The sequence below is a fragment of the Ruegeria sp. E5 genome (assembly GCF_056534105.1).
In genome coordinates this window covers 140576-157374 of sequence record NZ_JBQFPA010000002.1, presented here as the reverse complement: position 1 = coordinate 157374, position 16799 = coordinate 140576, and the positions used below count along the sequence as shown (strand labels likewise).

Sequence of the window (16799 nt, the reverse complement as noted above, 5' to 3'; positions counted from 1 at the left end):
CATGAGGCACCGCTTTTTGACCATGACGCGGTCGCATGCCCGTGCTAGGCCAAACTCATGACACGCATTCCGACCAAGCAAGAGGTCCTCGACTGGATCTCGGCGAACCCTACCCTGACCTCGAAACGTGATATCGCCAAGGCTTTTGGCATCAAAGGCGCGGATCGGATCGATCTGAAGCGTATCCTGAAAGAACTTGAGGCCGACGGCCATCTGGAAAAACGCAACCGCAGCTATCGCGATCCGGATCGTCTGCCGCCGGTCAGCGTGTTGCAGGTGAAGGCCCCGAACGTAGATGGCGACCTGTTTGCGCGCCCGTTGGAATGGCACGGAGAGGGGGTCGAGCCCATCGTTCTGCTCGTAACGCGTGCCAGCGATCCGGCGCTGGGTGAGGGTGACCGCATTCTGGCCCGCCTGACCGTGGTGCATGAGGAAGATCACAATTACGAAGCCCGCTTGATCCGCCGCATCGGCACCAACCCGCGCAAGATCGTCGGCATTTTCCGCAAAGGGGCCGAAGGCGGGCGGATCGTGCCCATCGACAAGGCTGGTCAGACAGAATGGCTGGTCGCGGACGGGGCCGTTCTGGGGGCCAAGGATGGTGAGTTGGTTGAGGCCGAACAGGCCGGACCCAAGAACCGCATGGGTCTGCCGCGTGCGCGTATTGTTGAACGGCTCGGCGATCCGACCGCGCCCAAGGCTGTCTCATTGATCGCCATCCACCAACACGGTATTCCCGACGACTTCCCGGACAAGGTAATCGAAGAAGCCGACAAGGCCAAACCCGTTGGACTGAAAGGGCGTGAAGACCTGCGGGATATGCCGTTGCTGACCATCGATCCTGCGGATGCACGGGACCACGACGACGCCTGCTATGCCCATGCCGATGACGATCCCAAGAACCCGGGTGGCCATGTGATCTGGGTCGCCATCGCTGACGTCGCCGCCTATGTGAAACCCAGTACGGCTCTGGATCGCGAGGCACGCAAGCGGGGCAACTCCAGTTACTTCCCGGACCGCGTAGTGCCGATGCTGCCGGATCGCCTGTCCGGCGATCTATGCTCCCTGCACGAAGGCGTCCCGCGCGCTTGTATCGCGGTTCGGATGCAGATTGATGCCGAAGGCAACAAGATCGGCCACCGGTTCGTGCGCGGCCTGATGCGCTCTGCCGCCTCGCTGAATTATACCGAGGTGCAGGAGGCCATCGACGGCAACCCGAACGACCGCACCGGGCCGCTGTTGGATACGGTGCTGAATCCGCTTTACGCCGCCTATGCTGCGCTGAAAAAGGCACGTTCCGTGCGGCAGCCGCTGGAACTGGACCTGCCTGAACGCAAAATCGTACTCAGCGATACGGGTGAGGTGACCAGCGTCGCGTTCCGTGACCGGCTGGATGCGCATAAGCTGATCGAGGAATTCATGATCCTCGCCAATGTCGCCGCTGCCGAGACCCTGATCACCAAACGCCGCCCGCTACTGTTCCGCGTCCACGAAGAGCCCGCGCCCGAAAAGCTGGAAAGCCTGAGAGAGACGGCGCAGGCGGCGGGATTAAATCTCGCCAAAGGGCAGGTATTGCAGACCCGACATCTGAACGCGCTGCTAAACGCCGCCGCTGGTACCGAGGATGCGGAGCTGATCAATCTGACGACCCTGCGGTCGATGGCGCAGGCCTATTACAACCCCGAAAATTTCGGCCATTTTGGGCTGGCTCTGCGGAACTATGCGCATTTCACTTCTCCCATCCGGCGCTATGCTGATCTGATCGTGCATCGCGCGCTGATCTCAGCCCATGGCTGGGGCAAGGACGGATTGACCGAGGATGAGATTGCACGGTTGGAAGAAACGGCGACCCATATTTCGGATACCGAGCGCCGCTCGATGATGGCCGAGCGCGATACGACTGATCGCTATCTGGCGGCCTATCTCAGCGAGCGGGTCGGCAATGAGTTTTCTGGCCGGATCAGCGGTATTGCCCGGTTCGGTGCCTTCGTGAAGATGGACGAGACCGGAGCGGACGGTCTGGTTCCAGTGCGTTCGCTGGGGCGAGAGTTTTTCCATTTCGACCGAGAGGCCGGGACGCTGATGGGCTCGGACACCGGGCTGATCATCGCCATTGGCCAGCGTGTCACGGTGCGGTTGACCGAGGCGACGCCGGTGACGGGCGGATTGGAATTGGAGTTGTTGTCCATCGATGATCAGGCGCTGCCGCGCGGCCGTGGCCCCGCCAAGCGCGGAACGCGGCGCAAGGCCGCCAGCACCAAACGCAAGAAGGACAAGATCAAGCGCAAGGTCGAACGCAAACGCCGTCAGAGGTGATAAGTAAGCGCGCGCGCAATCAGCCAGCCATGGCGCGTAGGATCAATCTGATCGGGCCGGTCGAACAGAATCGCGCGATTGCCGTCGATCCGATCCTCACCAGGAAAGGCGGAAGTAAAATCCCCCATCAGTCGGCTTTGGCAGTGTACAAACAACGCAAAGCAGGCCGCCTTGTGTCCGCCCAAACGAATCGTCGAGCCTTTGGGCGCCAGATAGGCGGGCTGGCCCCACCGCAACGCTTCTTCCAGAGGCTGAGCGCGTGGCAGCGAGGCCGCAGTTTCGAAGATCAACTCGCGCAGCGCTAGTGCCCCATTGCGCGTCTCTTCTGGTAGCGCCTCATAGGCTGCAGCGACTTTTTTGTCCTCAAAGGCTGTCATGATAGCGGGATCGCCTGCTCCATTCGGTCGATATAGCTGTTGAGCAGCTTATCTTGTTTAATCCGACGGGTCAGGGGGGTGTCTGATGGTGTCGCGCGCATCGCCGCCAGCATTGGACCGACGCTCATGTCCGCCGAGGTAGGTTTCTCTCCCATCAGATAAGGCGATTGCCAAAGATAGGCCGAGATCGCCTCAAAGTCGCGCTCCAGCCGGTCTTGTCGTTCGACGGGCGAAAAGCGGGATACACCTTGAAACGCGAGCCCCTTGAGAACGGATTTCCGGATCGAATTCGAAACCGGCTTGCGGATCAGTGCGGGAATGACGGTAAAGAATGTATCGCGCAGGATTGGCCAAACCTCATCATTGGCCCAACGGTCCTGCACGACATGAAAGTAAAGGTGTTCCTCGGCCATGCGGACCAGTGCGCGGGACTGGGCTTTTTGCAGGTCGGTCAGGCCAGCATCGAAATCGGCCCCCTGAGCCTCAAGCCAGTCGCGGATCAGGTCGCTGTCCGGAATCAGACGTTCAGGCGTGCGAAGAACCGGCAGCTTCTGGTGTGGCATCTTGCGTGGGTCCAGCAGATCGGACCGTTGCCAGCGCAGGCCCGCGTTTTGAAGCATCAGGGCCGTTTTCACACAGAATGGGCTGGCGCTGAACAGGCCAAAGGCGGAGGGGAAGGTGAGAAGGGTCAGCATCATCAGCTCCATAGTTGGGACGCCTGATGGATACGTCGGACTGATGACAGATTCTGACATTAGACTTAGAGTAGAATATACTATGTCCCGCACCGCCCGTCTTTTTCAGTTGATGCAGGCCCTACGATCTGGCCCCTCGCCCAGGACGTCGGTTCAATTGGCGCAGGATTTAGGCGTTTCGCCGCGCACAGTGCACCGGGATATCGATGCATTGCGTGGCCTCGGGGCGATAATCGACGGAGAGGCCGGTTTCGGGTTCACCCTAATCGAGGATGCCACCCTACCGCCGTTGGGTTTCACCAATGATGAGCTCGAAGCGCTGGTGTTGGGCTTGCGCGAGGTGCAATTGATCGGAGACCCGGCGCTGTCGGATGCCGCAAGCGCGGCCCTACGCAAGCTGCAGGGCCGGTTGCCGCAGCGCCAGTCGCACCGATTGAGCCACGCCGTTTTGACCGCCACGCGATTTGACAGGCCGGCCGTGCCAACCATCGATGTCGCCGAACTGCGCCAAGCCGCGTGGGACGAACGCGTGATCGAGTTCGCCTATACCGATGCCAAAGGCGCAGACACCCGTCGTCGGGTCAATCCGCTGAGCATCGTCTATATGGATCGCGCCAGCGTACTGCTCAGCTGGTGTCACTTGCGCCAGGATTTCCGAGTGTTTAGGCTGGATCGTATGCAGGGCATGGATGTGACCGAGGATAGCTTTCGACCCAATCGCGTATCGCTTTTGCGTGATGCCATTGCCCGTATTCGCGCGGAACGTGAGGAACAGGATCACGAAACCTGACGTTCTGCGTTTTGAGAAATCCCGATTGTGCGCTATCATCGGCTCTGAGCAGTAATCAGGATAAAACGGAATGCGTAAGTGTGTAGGTGGCGTTATGACCGCCGCATTATGGGCATCCATCGTGCAGGCGGATACAACAGAAAATTCGATACAGCCTCTGGCCCGACCTATGGTCGACAATGTGCAACTGGCCTCGGCGGACGTGACGGTCTCGGTACGGCCCGTGCTGCGGCCTAAAGTCGAGGTGCAACGTGTATCGGCAGACGGGAATGCCCGATTTCAGGCTTGGCTGGGGGCATTTCGCAAGCGGGCGCAAGAGCAGGGCATCTCGGTCAATACGCTGGATCGGGCGTTGGCTGGGGTGACCTATGACAGTGACATCATCAAACGCGATCGCAATCAGGCGGAGTTTTCCAAACCGATTTGGGAATATCTGGACGGAGCGGTTTCAAAAACGCGGATATCCAACGGTCGCGCTGGGCTAGACAAGCACCGAGAGACTTTGACCCGGATCGAAGCCCAGTACGGCGTCGAAAAAGAGGTCGTGACCGCGATCTGGGGTCTTGAGACTTCGTTCGGCACCTACCGAGGAAGCAAGCAAACCATTCGGTCGCTGGCGACTTTGGCCTTTGATGCTCGACGAGCAAACTTTTTTGAGGGACAGCTGATCGCCGCGTTGCAGATACTGCAGGCAGGGGATGTCGACCCTGAGAATATGGTTGGCAGTTGGGCTGGGGCGATGGGGCATACACAGTTCATGCCGACCTCGTTTCTTGATTACGCGGTTGATTTCGATGGAGATGGGCGTCGCGAGATCTGGTCCGATAATCCAACTGATGCCTTAGCATCAGCCGCTTCTTATTTGGCAAAACATGGATGGACCAAAGGCCAACCTTGGGGGGTCGAAGTGCAACTACCATCCGACTTTGACTACGCCAACGCGCGGCGAGATTTCACTATGATGCCGTCGGAATGGGCGGCCCGTGGGGTTCTTGCTTACTCGGGCAAGGCCGTGCCCGATCACGGTCAAGCGGCAATTCTGTTACCGGCTGGTGGTCGAGGTGTCGCCCTGATGATCTTCAATAATTTCAAAGTGATCGAGGCCTACAACGGCGCCGATGCCTACGTGATCGGCATCGGGCATCTGTCCGACCGGCTTGCAGGAGGCTCTCCGTTTGAGGCCGATTGGCCGCGTGGCGATCGCGTATTGAGCTTTACTGAAAAGAAAGAACTACAGCGTCGGCTGACTCAGGCGGGCTTCGATACACAAGGGATCGATGGGCGCACCGGGCCAAATACGATTAACGCGGTGCGCGCGTTTCAGGTTGCTCAGGGGTTGATCCCGGATGGATACCCGTCGCTCGGCCTGCTGGAAAGGATGCGCTGATAATTAGGGCGGCCCACTTGGGTCGCCCATGATCTAATGATCAGGACGCAGGCTTCATCAGACCTTTTTCGTTGATTTCAACCAACGCTTCATCCAACGATTTTTGAATGCGCACGAACATCTCGTCGATTTCGGCCGGGGTAATGACCAGCGGCGGAGAGATGACCAAGCGGTCATCCACATGACGCATGATCAGATTGTTTTTGAAGCAATGTTCGCGGCAGATATATCCGATCGTGCCGGGATCTGATGCGAACTTGGCTCGGCTTGCCTTTTCAGGCGTTAATGCGATGGACCCCATCAAGCCTGCGATCTTTGCCTCTCCGACTAGCGGATGCTCGACCAATGCGTCCCATTTCTTTTTCATATAGGGCGCGGCCACGTTGCGCACATGATCGACGACGTTTTCTTCTTCGAGGATGCGCAGATTTTCGAGCGCAACTGCTGCGGCAACCGGGTGGCCGGAATAGGTGTAGCCATGGTTGAACTCGGTGGCGCTGATGACACGGGCGACTTCGTCGCAGACGATCGATCCGCCAATAGGTGCATAGCCTGAGCTAAGGCCCTTGGCGATTGTCATGATATGCGGTTTGATCCCGACGGTTTGCGAGCCAAACCAGTTGCCGGTTCGGCCAAACCCGCAGATCACCTCATCCGCGATCAGCAGTATATCGTACTTGTCGCAGATGCGCTGAATTTCAGGCCAATATGTGTCGGGTGCGATGATCACGCCGCCTGCGCCCTGCACAGGTTCGGCGATGAAGGCAGCGACGCGATCTTCGCCCAGTTCCTGAATGGCTTCTTCCAGCTCGCGCGCGCGGGCAAGGCCGAATTCCTCCGGGCTCATATCGCCGCCTTCCGCCCACCAATTTGGCTGGTTGATATGGTGGACATTCGGGATTGGAATGCCGCCCTGCGCATGCATTCCTGCCATGCCACCCAACGACGCCGATCCAACAGAAGAACCGTGATAGGCATTCTTGCGGCTGATGATGATGTTCTTGTCCGGCTGACCTTTTTCGGCCCAATAGGTGCGCACTAGACGGATGTTGGTGTCGTTGGCCTCGGACCCGCTTCCGGCAAAGAAGACATGGTTCAGATCACCTGGCGCAAGCTCAGCCAGTTTTGCAGCCAGCGCAATGGCGGGCGTATGGGTCGTCTTGAAGAAAGTATTATAATACGGCAGCTCGCGCATTTGACGTGCGGCTGCATCGGCCAGCTCGTCGCGGCCATATCCGATATTTACGCACCACAATCCGGCCATACCATCCAGAATTTCATGACCTTCGCTATCGGTCAGATAGACGCCCTTGGCACGGGTGATGACCCTGACACCTTCGTCTGCCAGCGCCTCATTGGTCGAAAAAGGATGCAAATGGTGTGCTGCGTCCAGCGCCTGCAATTCGGCAGTGGGCATGTGATTGGTGATGGTGGACATCTCGGATTCTCCAGCAAGCGTCGTTGCCAGATAGAATATGATCAAATTTTATGCTGTCAATCGAATCGCTGGTTTCTAGGTGCTTGGCAAAGCATCGCCCATCATTCCCATACCCTGCTCAATGTCCTGCGCTGTTGCTAACGCGGCCTTTTCTGCATCTCGCTCACGTAGCGCGGCAATAATGTCTTTGTGTCTGTCGGGCAGGCTTTGAGTGCCGAAGCGACCGCAAACGATGCGCAACGAAGGGCCGAATCGCAGCCATAGCCGTTCGGCTAGATCAACAAGTATCGGAGCGTCCGCGTGGGAATACAGAGATTGGTGAAAGGCGTGGTTCAAACGCAGGTAACCCCCTACGTCCCCATCCGCGATCATATTGTCCAATCGTTGATCCAGCTGCTCAAGATAGTCGATCTCAGTTATAGATATGTTCTTTGTGGATCGCCTGGAAAGCTCTGTTTCTATTGAAATTCTTGCGAAAATCATCTGCTCGATGTCGTTGGCTGAAAGCAGCGGGACGCTCACGCGACGATTGCCCTGAAAAATGAGCGCGCCGTCGGAAATCAGACGGCGTATCGCCTCGCGCACCGGAGTCATGCCGACACCAAGCGAATCAGTCAGGCCCTGGATCGTGACCGGCTGCCCGGGCACGAGATCGCCAAACAGAATCTGGGATTTCAGTGTCCGATAGACCTGTTCGTGCGCTGGGCGTTTTTCTTCATCTACCGGAGGTGTATCTGCTTTATTTTTGATCAAATCCAAAAGGTTTGCCCCAATCCAAGTGTTTCTGTCTTGCCAGAATCTTCACCTATTCCGACCATAGGTGAAACCGTCGTGAAACGCAAAACTTGATCAAATCCAAAAAAAGGTCAAAATGGCCGCACAGTTGCAGGGAGAAAAATATGAAACTGAAAACGCTGGGGATGACAGCGATCGTCGCATTGGGGACTTCGGCCGCGTTTGCTGAAGAAGTGCGCGTCTATAACTGGTCCGACTACATCGACGAAGATCTGCTGAGCAAATTCGAAGAAGAAACAGGGCTAACCCTGATCTACGATGTGTTCGACAGCAACGAGGTTCTGGAAACAAAAATGCTGGCCGGTGGGTCAGGCTATGATGTGGTTGTGCCTTCAGGCACGTTCCTACAACGCCAGATCCAGGCCGGCGCATTCCAGGAACTGGATGCCGCCAAGCTGTCGAATGCAGGCAACCTATGGGATGTGATCCAGGAACGAACCGCAGGGTATGACCCCAACAACGCCTACTCGATCAACTATATGTGGGGCACGACAGGTATCGGGTTGAATGTCGGCAAGGTCAAAGAAATGCTGGGCGACGATGTTGCGCTTAACAGCATGGATCTGGTGCTCAAGCCCGAGAACATGGAAAAGCTGGCCTCGTGTGGGGTGCATTTCCTCGACGCACCGTCTGAGATCATTCCGATGGTGCTGCAGTATATCGGCGAAGACCCTGACAGCCACGACACGGATGTAATTGGGAAAACCGAAGAAATTCTGACCAGTGTGCGCCCGTATGTTCAGAAATTCCATAGTTCGGAATACATCAATGCGCTCGCCAATGGTGATATCTGCGTTGCTGTCGGCTGGTCGGGCGACATCTTGCAGGCACGCGACCGTGCGGCGGAAGCGGATAACGGCGTGGACATTGAATACCATCCCTTTGCGGAAGGCTCGCTGATGTGGTTTGACCAGATGGCTATTCCGGTCGACGCACCAAACCCCGAAGGCGCGCACCAGTTCCTGAACTTTATCCTGGATGCCAACAACATGGCTGCGGCGTCGAACTATGTGTACTACGCCAACGGCAACAAGGCCTCGCAGGAGTTTCTTGAAGAGGACGTGATCGGTGATCCGGCGATCTATCCGGATGATGCGACCATGCAGAACCTCTACATCACCACACCTTATCCGGCAAAGACCCAGCGGGTGGTGACACGTCTCTGGACCAAAGTGAAATCAGGCACCTGATCTGATCATAGCGCAAGGCGGGCCCGCTGCCTTGCGCCATTTTTATCCTGACCGATAAACGGGGGCCGCCTTGAATTCTGAAGTCTTTGCGCCGTGGGATGACCCGCAGGCGAAACCCTTGATCCAGTTCCAGAACGTCACCAAGCGTTTTGGCGCATTCACCGCAATCGACAATCTTTCATTGGATATCTACGAGCGTGAGTTCTTTGCGCTGCTCGGCCCGTCGGGCTGCGGCAAGACCACGATGATGCGGATGCTGGCCGGATTCGAAACCCCTACCGATGGTCACATCCTTCTGGGTGGACAGGATATCGACCCGATCCCGCCCAACAAACGGGCGGTAAACATGATGTTTCAGTCGTATGCGCTGTTTCCTCATCTCAGCATCTGGGACAACATCGCCTTTGGCCTGCGCCGGGACAACATGCCCAAACGTGATCTGGAAGAGCGGGTCGATGAGATGCTGCGCCTAACCCGGCTGGAACAGTTCGCACGCCGCAAGCCGCACCAGATCTCGGGTGGTCAACGCCAACGCGTTGCGCTGGCCCGGTCATTGGCCAAAGCACCAAAACTGCTATTGCTCGACGAACCTTTGGGCGCTTTGGATAAGAAACTCCGTCAGGATACTCAGTTCGAGTTGATGGACATTCAGGAAAAAACCGGCACGACCTTTGTCATCGTGACGCACGATCAGGAAGAGGCGATGACCGTTGCCAGCCGAGTGGCCGTGATGGATCAGGGCAAACTGATGCAAGTGGCAACTCCAGATCGCATCTATGAGACGCCAAACTCGGTTTATGTTGCTGATTTCATTGGGGATGTGAATATCATTGAGGGACGCGCTACCGCAGCAGGCGACGAAAGCTATCAGATCGAGTGGGCAGAAGGGCAACCCCCGTTAGCGGCGTCTTCCGCGACCCAACTGTCCAATGGTCAGAGCTGTCATCTGGCGATCCGGCCTGAAAAGATCGCGATATCTGCCGAGCGCCCGGTCGATGCGATCAACGCCATTCAAGGCAAGGTGCATGACATCGCCTATCTGGGCAACTTGTCGACCTATCATGTCGAACTGCCAAACGGCACGATTATCAAAGCGCAAACAGCGAATACCCGCCGCATCTCGCGCCGCTCGTTCACCTGGGAAGACCCGGTTTGGCTGTCCTGGACAGCGACTGCCGCAGTTCTGCTGGAAAACTGATGCGCCGCGCTGTTCTTATTGCTGTCCCGTATGTCTGGTTGCTGGCACTGTTCTTGGTGCCGTTCTTTATCGTCCTAAAGATATCGCTTTCAGACACCGCACTTGCCATTCCGCCCTACACTCCGACGCTGGACCTGTCCGCTGGTTGGGCGGGTATCAGGGAATTCTTCAGCCAGCTTGATCTGGAAAACTTTGTCTGGCTCACTGAAGATGATCTTTATTGGAAGGCCTATCTGTCCAGCGTAAAGATCGCGCTGATCTCAACGGTGTTGACGCTGATTGTCGGGTATCCGATCGCATATGCGATGGCGCGCGCACCTGAAGAGTGGCGACCTACATTCATGATGCTGGTCATCCTTCCGTTCTGGACTTCGTTCCTGATCCGGGTCTACGCATGGATGGGTATCCTCAGCAACGAAGGCTATCTGAACCAATTGTTGCTGTGGACGGGCATCATCTCGACCCCGTTGACCATTCTGAACACGAATACCGCAGTTTATATCGGTATCGTTTATACCTACCTACCTTTTATGATCCTGCCGATTTATTCGTCGCTTGAACGGATGGACGGGTCGCTGATCGAAGCCGCCGAAGACCTTGGGTGTTCGCGTCTGCAGGCATTCTGGTTGATCACAATCCCCTTGTCGCGCCCCGGTATTATCGCGGGCTGCTTCCTCGTGATGATTCCGGTGATTGGGGAATTCGTAATCCCCTCGCTACTGGGCGGATCGGGGACCTTGATGATCGGTAAGGTGCTGTGGGAAGAGTTCTTCTCGAACCGCGATTGGCCCGTCGCCAGCGCGGTGGCCGTGGTTCTGTTGCTCATCCTCGTGATCCCGATTGTGCTGTTCCAGCGCAACCAGCAAAAGCAGACGGAGGCAGAACAATGAACAGGCTGAGCTGGTTCAACACTGTCTCACTGACGCTGGGATTTGCCTTTCTGTATATCCCGATGATCATCCTGATCATCTTCAGCTTCAACGAAAGCAAGCTAGTCACTGTTTGGGCCGGTTTTTCGACCAAATGGTACGGCGAGTTGATGCAGAACGAAGCCTTTCTTGATGCAGCCTGGGTCACGCTGCGTGTGGCTGTGTTCTCGTCAACGTTGGCCACGATTCTGGGCACCGCAGCAGCTTACGTTCTGGTGCGCGGCGGACGGTTCTTTGGGCGCACGCTGTTTTCCGGGATGATTTACGCCCCTCTGGTGATGCCCGAAGTGATCACGGGCTTGTCGCTGCTGCTGCTGTTCATTGGAATTGGCTTGGATCGGGGTATCCTGACCATCGTACTGGCGCATACGACGTTTTCGATGTGTTTTGTCTCGGTCGTCGTGTCCTCGCGCCTTGTGACCTTTGATCGATCGCTGGAAGAGGCCGCACTGGATCTGGGCTGTTCTCCTGCGCAGGCGTTTCGCTTGGTCACCCTGCCGATCATCGCTCCGGCGGTGATTTCAGGATGGCTACTGGCTTTCACCCTGTCGCTGGATGACCTGGTGATTGCCTCGTTCACATCCGGGCCTTCTGCCACCACCCTGCCGATCAAGATTTTCTCGGCCGTCCGCTTGGGCGTCAGCCCCGAGATCAACGCGCTGTCGACGCTTATGATCGCGGTTGTCACGGTGGGCGTTATTACCGCGTCCCTGGTGACCAAACGGGCGATGGTTCGGCAGAAACAGGATGAGTTGGCCGCGGCAAGCGCTGAATGAGGCGTATATTTCCTGATTACGCCTACGGACCTGCGCCACGCGCGGGTTGTTGGTGGGACGAGACGATCGCGACCCCTGCTTGGCCAAAGCTCGAAGACGATATCAGCGTTGATGTCGCCGTCATCGGGGGCGGATTTACCGGCTTGTCCGCCGCATTGCATTTGTCCGAAGCAGGGGTTTCGGTTGCTGTGTTCGAGGCGGAAACACCGGGCTGGGGGGCGTCCGGTCGAAACGGGGGCTTTTGTTGTCTGGGCGGGTCAAAGCTCAGCAAGGCTGGTCTGACCCGTCGCTATGGTCAGGTGGCAACGCAGGCCTATTACCAAGCGGAAGAAGACGCCGTTTCACTGGTTGCTGACCTTCTGCGTGATAACCAAATCGACGCCGAAACGCATTCCAAGGGTGAAACTCAACTGGCCCATTCACGGCGCGCGATGGAACGATTGCGCCGGTCGGCCGATCCGGCCGGACAATTACATGAGATTGACGATCTGCAGGGCCTCGGGCTGGGTGGGGCGTTTTTCGGCGGCTATACAACGCCAATTGGCTTTGCCCTCAACCCCCGAAAGTATCTGTTCGGTTTGGCTGGCGCCGCCCAGGCAAAGGGCGCAACTCTGTTCCAGAACAGCCCGATCACGCAGATCAAACAGGCCGCCTCGGGATTCGTGCTGACCTCGCCTGCGGGTCACGTTCGTGCTTCGAAGGTTCTGGTGTGCACAAATGGCTACTCAAGCGAGGATCTGCCACCCTGGTTGGCCGCGCGTTATATGCCTGCACAGTCAACGGTTCTTGTGACGCGGCCTCTGACTGATGTCGAGCTGCAGGCGCAAGGCTGGACGTCGGATCAGATGGCCTATGACACGCGTAATTTGTTGCACTATTTCCGATTGATGCCTGATCGACGATTTCTGTTCGGGACACGAGGGGGGCTGCTATCATCTCCTGGTGCTGAGGCGCGCATTCGGCAAAAAGCTTTCAGGGATTTCAAGGGGCTATTCCCCGCCTGGAACAGTGTCGATGTCACACATACGTGGTCCGGCTTGGTTTGCCTTGCCCGCAACCTCGTGCCCTTTTTTGGACCGGTTCCTGAGCATCCGGGGATGTATGCAGGGTTTGCTTACCACGGCAATGGTGTGGCGATGGGAACCTATTGCGGACGTGCTTTGGCGCGACTGGTGCTGGGGCAATCCGCAGACATTCCGTCCCCTATTGCGGGTGCGCCGGGGCGGTTTCCCTTTGGCCGTTGGCGTCGCGCTGTCATGCCGCCAGCCTATGCGTATCTGGGTCTGGCGGACCTATAAGGCCTCAACTTCCAACTCATACCCAATGGCATAATCAGCCGCACCGTTTTCGGCCCGCCAAAGACAATAAGCGGCCATGCGCCATGCAAACCAAGGCCTCAATGACAGATAGCGTTCGGTGATATCGGGTTGGTCGTACGCCTTAAGAAACAGCGTCTCTTCGGCCTCGGACAAGGGCGCGCCACGATAGAGTTGCTGCATCGCAGGTGAAAGGAATATCGCCAAGTCTTCACATGGGTCACCGAAGGCCGGGCATTGCCAATCGATCAGCGTCAGCCCATTCTCCGACTGTAGGATGTTTCCTGCGACAGGATCGCCATGGATCAGGCGCCGATCGGATAACGGTGGGACATGGGCCAGAGGTTTTTTTGCAAACAATGATCGCCGCTCTTCCGCGTGGCAATCAGCCAGAATTTGACACGCGTGCTGTTCCAGATCTTCGCTGCCATTGCAGCCGTTAGGGAGGTCCAGATTGACCGGAATTTGGTGCAACCTTCCAAGCAGATGGGCCACGCCCGAAAAGTCGTCCTGCCAAGGGACGCCCGGTGCGTGGTCATAGTAGACCCAGCTGTCGTCTCCAAAGGAACCCGTGGCACGTAAATTGGGCACGAAGCCAAAGCTGTTGAGCGTGCGCAGACATTCTGACTCAAGCCGGGCATCGTTGCGAAACAAGGGGTTCTGAAACCGCGCACTGTATAGCTTAAGCACGGCATCACTATTGCCGGACAAAACCTTCCAGACATGATTGGTCCGCCCACCGTACAACACCTCGAAGGTCACGTCGTGGCGGATCAAACCTTGGGTGCTGAGCTGGGCAACAAGACCCGGGGGAGGTTGGTGATGATCAGACAGGACAGATACCGGGTTAGGGGGCGAGTCGCGATGCGCCAAGCTTTGGCCCGCCTTGCCTTCCAGATCAAGCGCCCGTGCGGATTTGCGTGACCATTTCGGCGGACACCTCTGCACCGCTCTCCAGTTTCAGGATGATGCCACCTTCGCTGACCTGTGCCTCTACCACCCGACCGAAGGCAGATGCGGGCGTGCTGGTTAGTAACTCACCTCTTTTGAAGCTCTCCAATGTAGCTGAGTAACTGCCAGCGGGAAAGGGATCACCTGCACTGCTGACCCCGGCCCACTCGAATTCGGCCTTATCGGTAGGCACAGGGATGCGATCGACAATGGTGCCCTGGTCGTTGCGGATGACCAACTCGGCCCGGTCGGCAGTGGGTTCGGCCCGTGCAAAAATCGGAACAGGCTGATCTACAAAGCGAAACGGTGCATCGGTTTTGACATTCATCCCAACCCACCCGGTGAGCTGATTAAGATCGACTGCCCCCATTGTCAGCGCGAGACCGGAGAGAAGCTCATTGGCTTTGACTTGTTGTTCGACCATCGAGAACTGCGCCAGCTGAGAGGCATATTCGGAGGAATCCAGAGGTTCAAGCGGATCCTGATTGCGCGCCTGCACGGTCAGCATGCGCAGAAAGGTCTCGAAATCTGACGTCAGTGCCGAGCGTTCCGAATTGTTGTTTGCGCCGGGATTTGCACCCGTTGCGGTCACTGAATTGGTCGCTGAAATCATTAGTTAAAGCCTCATATCAAGGCCCCGTTCAGGGCCAGCCGGGAGTGTGGGCGCCTTATGGTCCGCGTCGCGAACCATTTCGACCGTTTCTGAGGAAGGGTCAGGCTCTGATGGGTCACCATGCTGGGACGAGTCCCCGGACATGCTAAGATCAAGCGACAGATCCCCATAACCCAGCCTTTCGAACTCAGCCGACAGGACCGCAATGTGTCGCCGCATCAGGTCCAGTGTTTCGGGCCGTTCGGCCGCGATCGATAGATGAAACCCGTCTTCTCGACCGTTGAGCGTGATTGATACGCGCCCAAGCTCTTCGGGGTTCAGGGCTATTTCAACGCCACCGGTATTTGGTCGGGTCGAAATCGAAGCGGCCAGTTGCCCCGCAATCGTGCGTGCCGTTTCCGCGCGGGCTGCGGCGACGGGCATCGCTTGCGTCGTGTCGCGTATCGTGTGGCCCACCGCGGTATCTTTGACGGCAAAAAGGTCATCAACTTCCGCGCTGATCGCCGTTTCAGTAATAGCATCGCCCGGAGCCCGGTCGAGATTCCAAGCTGTTGTCTGCGGTTTCAAGGCGGCAGAAATGACAGTTTGCTGGGTTATTCGAGCCTCTGTAGGCTCAAATACGCGTGCGACGAGTGGCACCTCTGGTTCGGGACTTGGCGGTTCCAGTTTCGAAAACGTATCCCCCACAAAGCTAGCATTTAGCGCGTGTGAGGCCGGCCTATGGTGTAGATATCCATTTCCGCTAACATCAGGGATCGGAACTTGGGTTGGCGCTCGAAGAACGTTTGCGTCAGGCCTTGGGGCAGCCGCTTCGGGCGAGCCTGCATTTTGTCTTAGCGTTGAGTTTTCAGAGGCCAACTGCGAAATTTGCTGTACCGGGCTGGGCGGAGCGGCAACATGGTTCGTCTCACCGACGGCAAAATCTGCGTGGTGTTTCGGCGCATCTGCGACCTCTTGCGCAGCCACCTGCAGTTGGGCGGGCTCTAGTTCGTCGGTTTTGATTGTCTCAGTTGAATCTGCCGTAGAAACAGATGGAATTTCTGATTGTTCGGATGGCAGGTTTGAATCAGCCACAAACGGATCTACATCCTTCAACTCGATTTGTTCGACATCCTCATTGAGCACTTCCTCAAAGGCAAACCCACCTTTGGTATCACGCTCTTTACCCTGAGATGCCCCCGGTTTGTCACCCGTGGCAGATGCAGGCGACATGATCGTCAGCGGGTTGGTCATTTTTCGCTCCGGGGTTTCTTTGATCTGGCCGGCACTGTGCCCACAGGAAGTTACGTTTATTTTAACCGCTTTCCCCTTTGATCGAGAAAGTTCATAGCAATTTTCGGAGAATCCGATGACGATTACATCTACCAGTGCGACCATGCACTCCGCCCAGATTCCACAGAAGCTGAAAGCCGCCTCTGTTGAGCTGGAAGCCGCTTTTCTGGCTGAAATGCTCAAGTCAGCAGGACTCGGCCAAGCACGAAGTTCCTTTGGCGGTGGCGCAGGCGAAGATCAGTTTGCTTCGTTTCTGGTGCAACAGCAGGCACAGCAAATGGCAAAGGCGGGTGGAATCGGCCTTTCGGAAATTTTGTTCAATGCAATGATGGAGAAGTCCGATGGATAAAGATCCGATTCAGGCACTGGAAGACCTTTTGGATCTGGAGCGCACAGCCCTGGTTCAGGGGGATTTGACCGCTCTGGATCGATTGGTGCCTGAAAAAGAGAATCTGATCGATGCAATAAATGATCTGCAGGTGTTGGAAAGCGATGATCTGATCCGGATCCGGTCGAAGGTCGTGCGCAATCAAGCCCTTTTGAATAGTGCGGCCGAGGGTATTCGGGCTGTGGCGGACCGAATGGCGGAACTGAAACAGGTCCGGCAGGAGTTCAGTACTTATGACGCCTCGGGGCAGCGTAGTGGGTTTGCCTTGCGATCGCGGGCAAAGCTGGAAAAACGGGCATAGCATCAGGTTTGATTCAAATTCGAGATATCGGATTTGCCCGTCTTAGCACTCCGTTAGGAGATCGGGG

17 protein-coding genes are annotated in these 16799 nt (G+C 56.9%); 10 read left to right on the top strand and 7 right to left on the bottom strand.

The features are described from left to right. The first annotated feature begins 57 nt into the window (after positions 1 to 57). Entirely contained in the window at positions 58 to 2316 is a 2259-nt protein-coding gene (gene rnr, locus ACR0BI_RS08940) for a ribonuclease R (protein WP_480562282.1), read from the top strand. On the opposite strand, the gene ACR0BI_RS08935 is transcribed toward rnr, so the two are convergent. Beyond that, the gene (locus ACR0BI_RS08935) at positions 2307 to 2693 is read right to left on the bottom strand and encodes a DUF1801 domain-containing protein (RefSeq protein ID WP_170406797.1); all 387 of its coding nucleotides are present in this window, start codon (positions 2691 to 2693) and stop codon (positions 2307 to 2309) included. The genes rnr and ACR0BI_RS08935 overlap by 10 nt on opposite strands. Continuing rightward, complete coding sequence (locus tag ACR0BI_RS08930) at positions 2690 to 3388, bottom strand: glutathione S-transferase family protein (RefSeq protein WP_480562283.1); 699 nt, start codon at positions 3386 to 3388, stop codon at positions 2690 to 2692. Before ACR0BI_RS08930 ends, ACR0BI_RS08935 begins: the two co-directional genes overlap by 4 nt. 82 nt (positions 3389 to 3470) lie before the next feature. On the opposite strand from ACR0BI_RS08930, the gene ACR0BI_RS08925 reads away from it, so the two are divergent. After that, positions 3471 to 4178: a helix-turn-helix transcriptional regulator gene (locus ACR0BI_RS08925; protein WP_170625762.1), complete on the top strand. Its 708-nt coding sequence runs from the start codon at positions 3471 to 3473 to the stop codon at positions 4176 to 4178. Positions 4179 to 4248: 70 nt separating this feature from the next. Beyond that, positions 4249 to 5565 (top strand): lytic murein transglycosylase, encoded by a 1317-nt coding sequence (locus ACR0BI_RS08920; RefSeq protein ID WP_480562284.1) that lies wholly within the window; start codon positions 4249 to 4251, stop codon positions 5563 to 5565. 40 nt (positions 5566 to 5605) lie between these two features. On the opposite strand, the gene ACR0BI_RS08915 is transcribed toward ACR0BI_RS08920, so the two are convergent. Together ACR0BI_RS08915 and ACR0BI_RS08910 are read right to left on the bottom strand one after the other, a co-directional pair. Next, positions 5606 to 7003, bottom strand: coding sequence for an aspartate aminotransferase family protein (locus ACR0BI_RS08915; protein ID WP_480562285.1), 1398 nt, complete (start codon positions 7001 to 7003; stop codon positions 5606 to 5608). A 75-nt stretch (positions 7004 to 7078) separates the two neighbouring features. Continuing rightward, positions 7079 to 7762 (bottom strand): GntR family transcriptional regulator, encoded by a 684-nt coding sequence (locus ACR0BI_RS08910; protein ID WP_170406782.1) that lies wholly within the window; start codon positions 7760 to 7762, stop codon positions 7079 to 7081. A 140-nt stretch (positions 7763 to 7902) separates the two neighbouring features. On the opposite strand from ACR0BI_RS08910, the gene ACR0BI_RS08905 reads away from it, so the two are divergent. The 5 genes from ACR0BI_RS08905 to ACR0BI_RS08885 all read left to right on the top strand — a co-directional run bounded on the left by ACR0BI_RS08905 (position 7903) and on the right by ACR0BI_RS08885 (position 13189). Continuing rightward, entirely contained in the window at positions 7903 to 8988 is a 1086-nt protein-coding gene (locus ACR0BI_RS08905; protein WP_480562286.1) for a polyamine ABC transporter substrate-binding protein, read from the top strand. Between the two features lie 70 nt (positions 8989 to 9058). Further along, on the top strand, positions 9059 to 10186 hold the full coding sequence (locus tag ACR0BI_RS08900) for an ABC transporter ATP-binding protein (protein ID WP_480562287.1): 1128 nt from the start codon (positions 9059 to 9061) through the stop codon (positions 10184 to 10186). Further along, complete coding sequence (locus ACR0BI_RS08895) at positions 10186 to 11076, top strand: ABC transporter permease subunit (protein WP_170398987.1); 891 nt, start codon at positions 10186 to 10188, stop codon at positions 11074 to 11076. The genes ACR0BI_RS08900 and ACR0BI_RS08895 overlap by 1 nt, the downstream gene beginning before the upstream one ends. Continuing rightward, positions 11073 to 11891 (top strand): ABC transporter permease, encoded by an 819-nt coding sequence (locus ACR0BI_RS08890; RefSeq protein ID WP_170398984.1) that lies wholly within the window; start codon positions 11073 to 11075, stop codon positions 11889 to 11891. The genes ACR0BI_RS08895 and ACR0BI_RS08890 overlap by 4 nt, the downstream gene beginning before the upstream one ends. Then, positions 11888 to 13189 carry an NAD(P)/FAD-dependent oxidoreductase gene (locus ACR0BI_RS08885; RefSeq protein ID WP_480562288.1) on the top strand — a complete coding sequence of 434 codons (1302 nt, stop codon included), beginning with the start codon at positions 11888 to 11890 and terminating at the stop codon, positions 13187 to 13189. Before ACR0BI_RS08890 ends, ACR0BI_RS08885 begins: the two co-directional genes overlap by 4 nt. Here the strand turns inward: ACR0BI_RS08885 and ACR0BI_RS08880 are convergent. From ACR0BI_RS08880 to ACR0BI_RS08870, 3 genes are read right to left on the bottom strand one after another with little or no spacing between them, the layout of a single operon-like run. After that, entirely contained in the window at positions 13184 to 14155 is a 972-nt protein-coding gene (locus tag ACR0BI_RS08880) for a phosphotransferase (protein ID WP_480562289.1), read from the bottom strand. The genes ACR0BI_RS08885 and ACR0BI_RS08880 overlap by 6 nt on opposite strands. After that, a complete protein-coding gene (locus tag ACR0BI_RS08875; protein ID WP_170398978.1) occupies positions 14106 to 14771 on the bottom strand; it encodes a flagellar hook capping FlgD N-terminal domain-containing protein in 666 nt (221 codons plus the stop codon). Before ACR0BI_RS08875 ends, ACR0BI_RS08880 begins: the two co-directional genes overlap by 50 nt. A 3-nt stretch (positions 14772 to 14774) precedes the next feature. Continuing rightward, a complete protein-coding gene (locus tag ACR0BI_RS08870) occupies positions 14775 to 16004 on the bottom strand; it encodes a flagellar hook-length control protein FliK (protein ID WP_480562290.1) in 1230 nt (409 codons plus the stop codon). 115 nt (positions 16005 to 16119) lie between these two features. Here ACR0BI_RS08870 and ACR0BI_RS08865 point away from each other — a divergent pair, with 115 nt between their 5' ends. Continuing rightward, positions 16120 to 16392, top strand: a complete 273-nt coding sequence (locus ACR0BI_RS08865) for a rod-binding protein (RefSeq protein WP_170398972.1) — start codon at positions 16120 to 16122, stop codon at positions 16390 to 16392. Then, a complete protein-coding gene (locus ACR0BI_RS08860; protein ID WP_480562291.1) occupies positions 16385 to 16732 on the top strand; it encodes a flagellar biosynthesis protein FlgN in 348 nt (115 codons plus the stop codon). Before ACR0BI_RS08865 ends, ACR0BI_RS08860 begins: the two co-directional genes overlap by 8 nt. Positions 16733 to 16799: the final 67 nt, after the last annotated feature.

What these genes read in the sequence shown, in the direction of transcription:
- rnr (WP_480562282.1), top strand. Translation starts at nt 58, where the DNA reads ATGACACGCATTCCGACCAAGCAAGAGGTCCTCGACTGGATCTCGGCG.
- ACR0BI_RS08935 (WP_170406797.1), bottom strand. Translation starts at nt 2,693, where the DNA reads ATGACAGCCTTTGAGGACAAAAAAGTCGCTGCAGCCTATGAGGCGCTA.
- ACR0BI_RS08930 (WP_480562283.1), bottom strand. Translation starts at nt 3,388, where the DNA reads ATGCTGACCCTTCTCACCTTCCCCTCCGCCTTTGGCCTGTTCAGCGCC.
- ACR0BI_RS08925 (WP_170625762.1), top strand. Translation starts at nt 3,471, where the DNA reads ATGTCCCGCACCGCCCGTCTTTTTCAGTTGATGCAGGCCCTACGATCT.
- ACR0BI_RS08920 (WP_480562284.1), top strand. Translation starts at nt 4,249, where the DNA reads ATGCGTAAGTGTGTAGGTGGCGTTATGACCGCCGCATTATGGGCATCC.
- ACR0BI_RS08915 (WP_480562285.1), bottom strand. Translation starts at nt 7,003, where the DNA reads ATGTCCACCATCACCAATCACATGCCCACTGCCGAATTGCAGGCGCTG.
- ACR0BI_RS08905 (WP_480562286.1), top strand. Translation starts at nt 7,903, where the DNA reads ATGAAACTGAAAACGCTGGGGATGACAGCGATCGTCGCATTGGGGACT.
- ACR0BI_RS08895 (WP_170398987.1), top strand. Translation starts at nt 10,186, where the DNA reads ATGCGCCGCGCTGTTCTTATTGCTGTCCCGTATGTCTGGTTGCTGGCA.
- ACR0BI_RS08890 (WP_170398984.1), top strand. Translation starts at nt 11,073, where the DNA reads ATGAACAGGCTGAGCTGGTTCAACACTGTCTCACTGACGCTGGGATTT.
- ACR0BI_RS08885 (WP_480562288.1), top strand. Translation starts at nt 11,888, where the DNA reads ATGAGGCGTATATTTCCTGATTACGCCTACGGACCTGCGCCACGCGCG.
- ACR0BI_RS08875 (WP_170398978.1), bottom strand. Translation starts at nt 14,771, where the DNA reads ATGATTTCAGCGACCAATTCAGTGACCGCAACGGGTGCAAATCCCGGC.
- ACR0BI_RS08870 (WP_480562290.1), bottom strand. Translation starts at nt 16,004, where the DNA reads ATGACCAACCCGCTGACGATCATGTCGCCTGCATCTGCCACGGGTGAC.
- ACR0BI_RS08865 (WP_170398972.1), top strand. Translation starts at nt 16,120, where the DNA reads ATGACGATTACATCTACCAGTGCGACCATGCACTCCGCCCAGATTCCA.
- ACR0BI_RS08860 (WP_480562291.1), top strand. Translation starts at nt 16,385, where the DNA reads ATGGATAAAGATCCGATTCAGGCACTGGAAGACCTTTTGGATCTGGAG.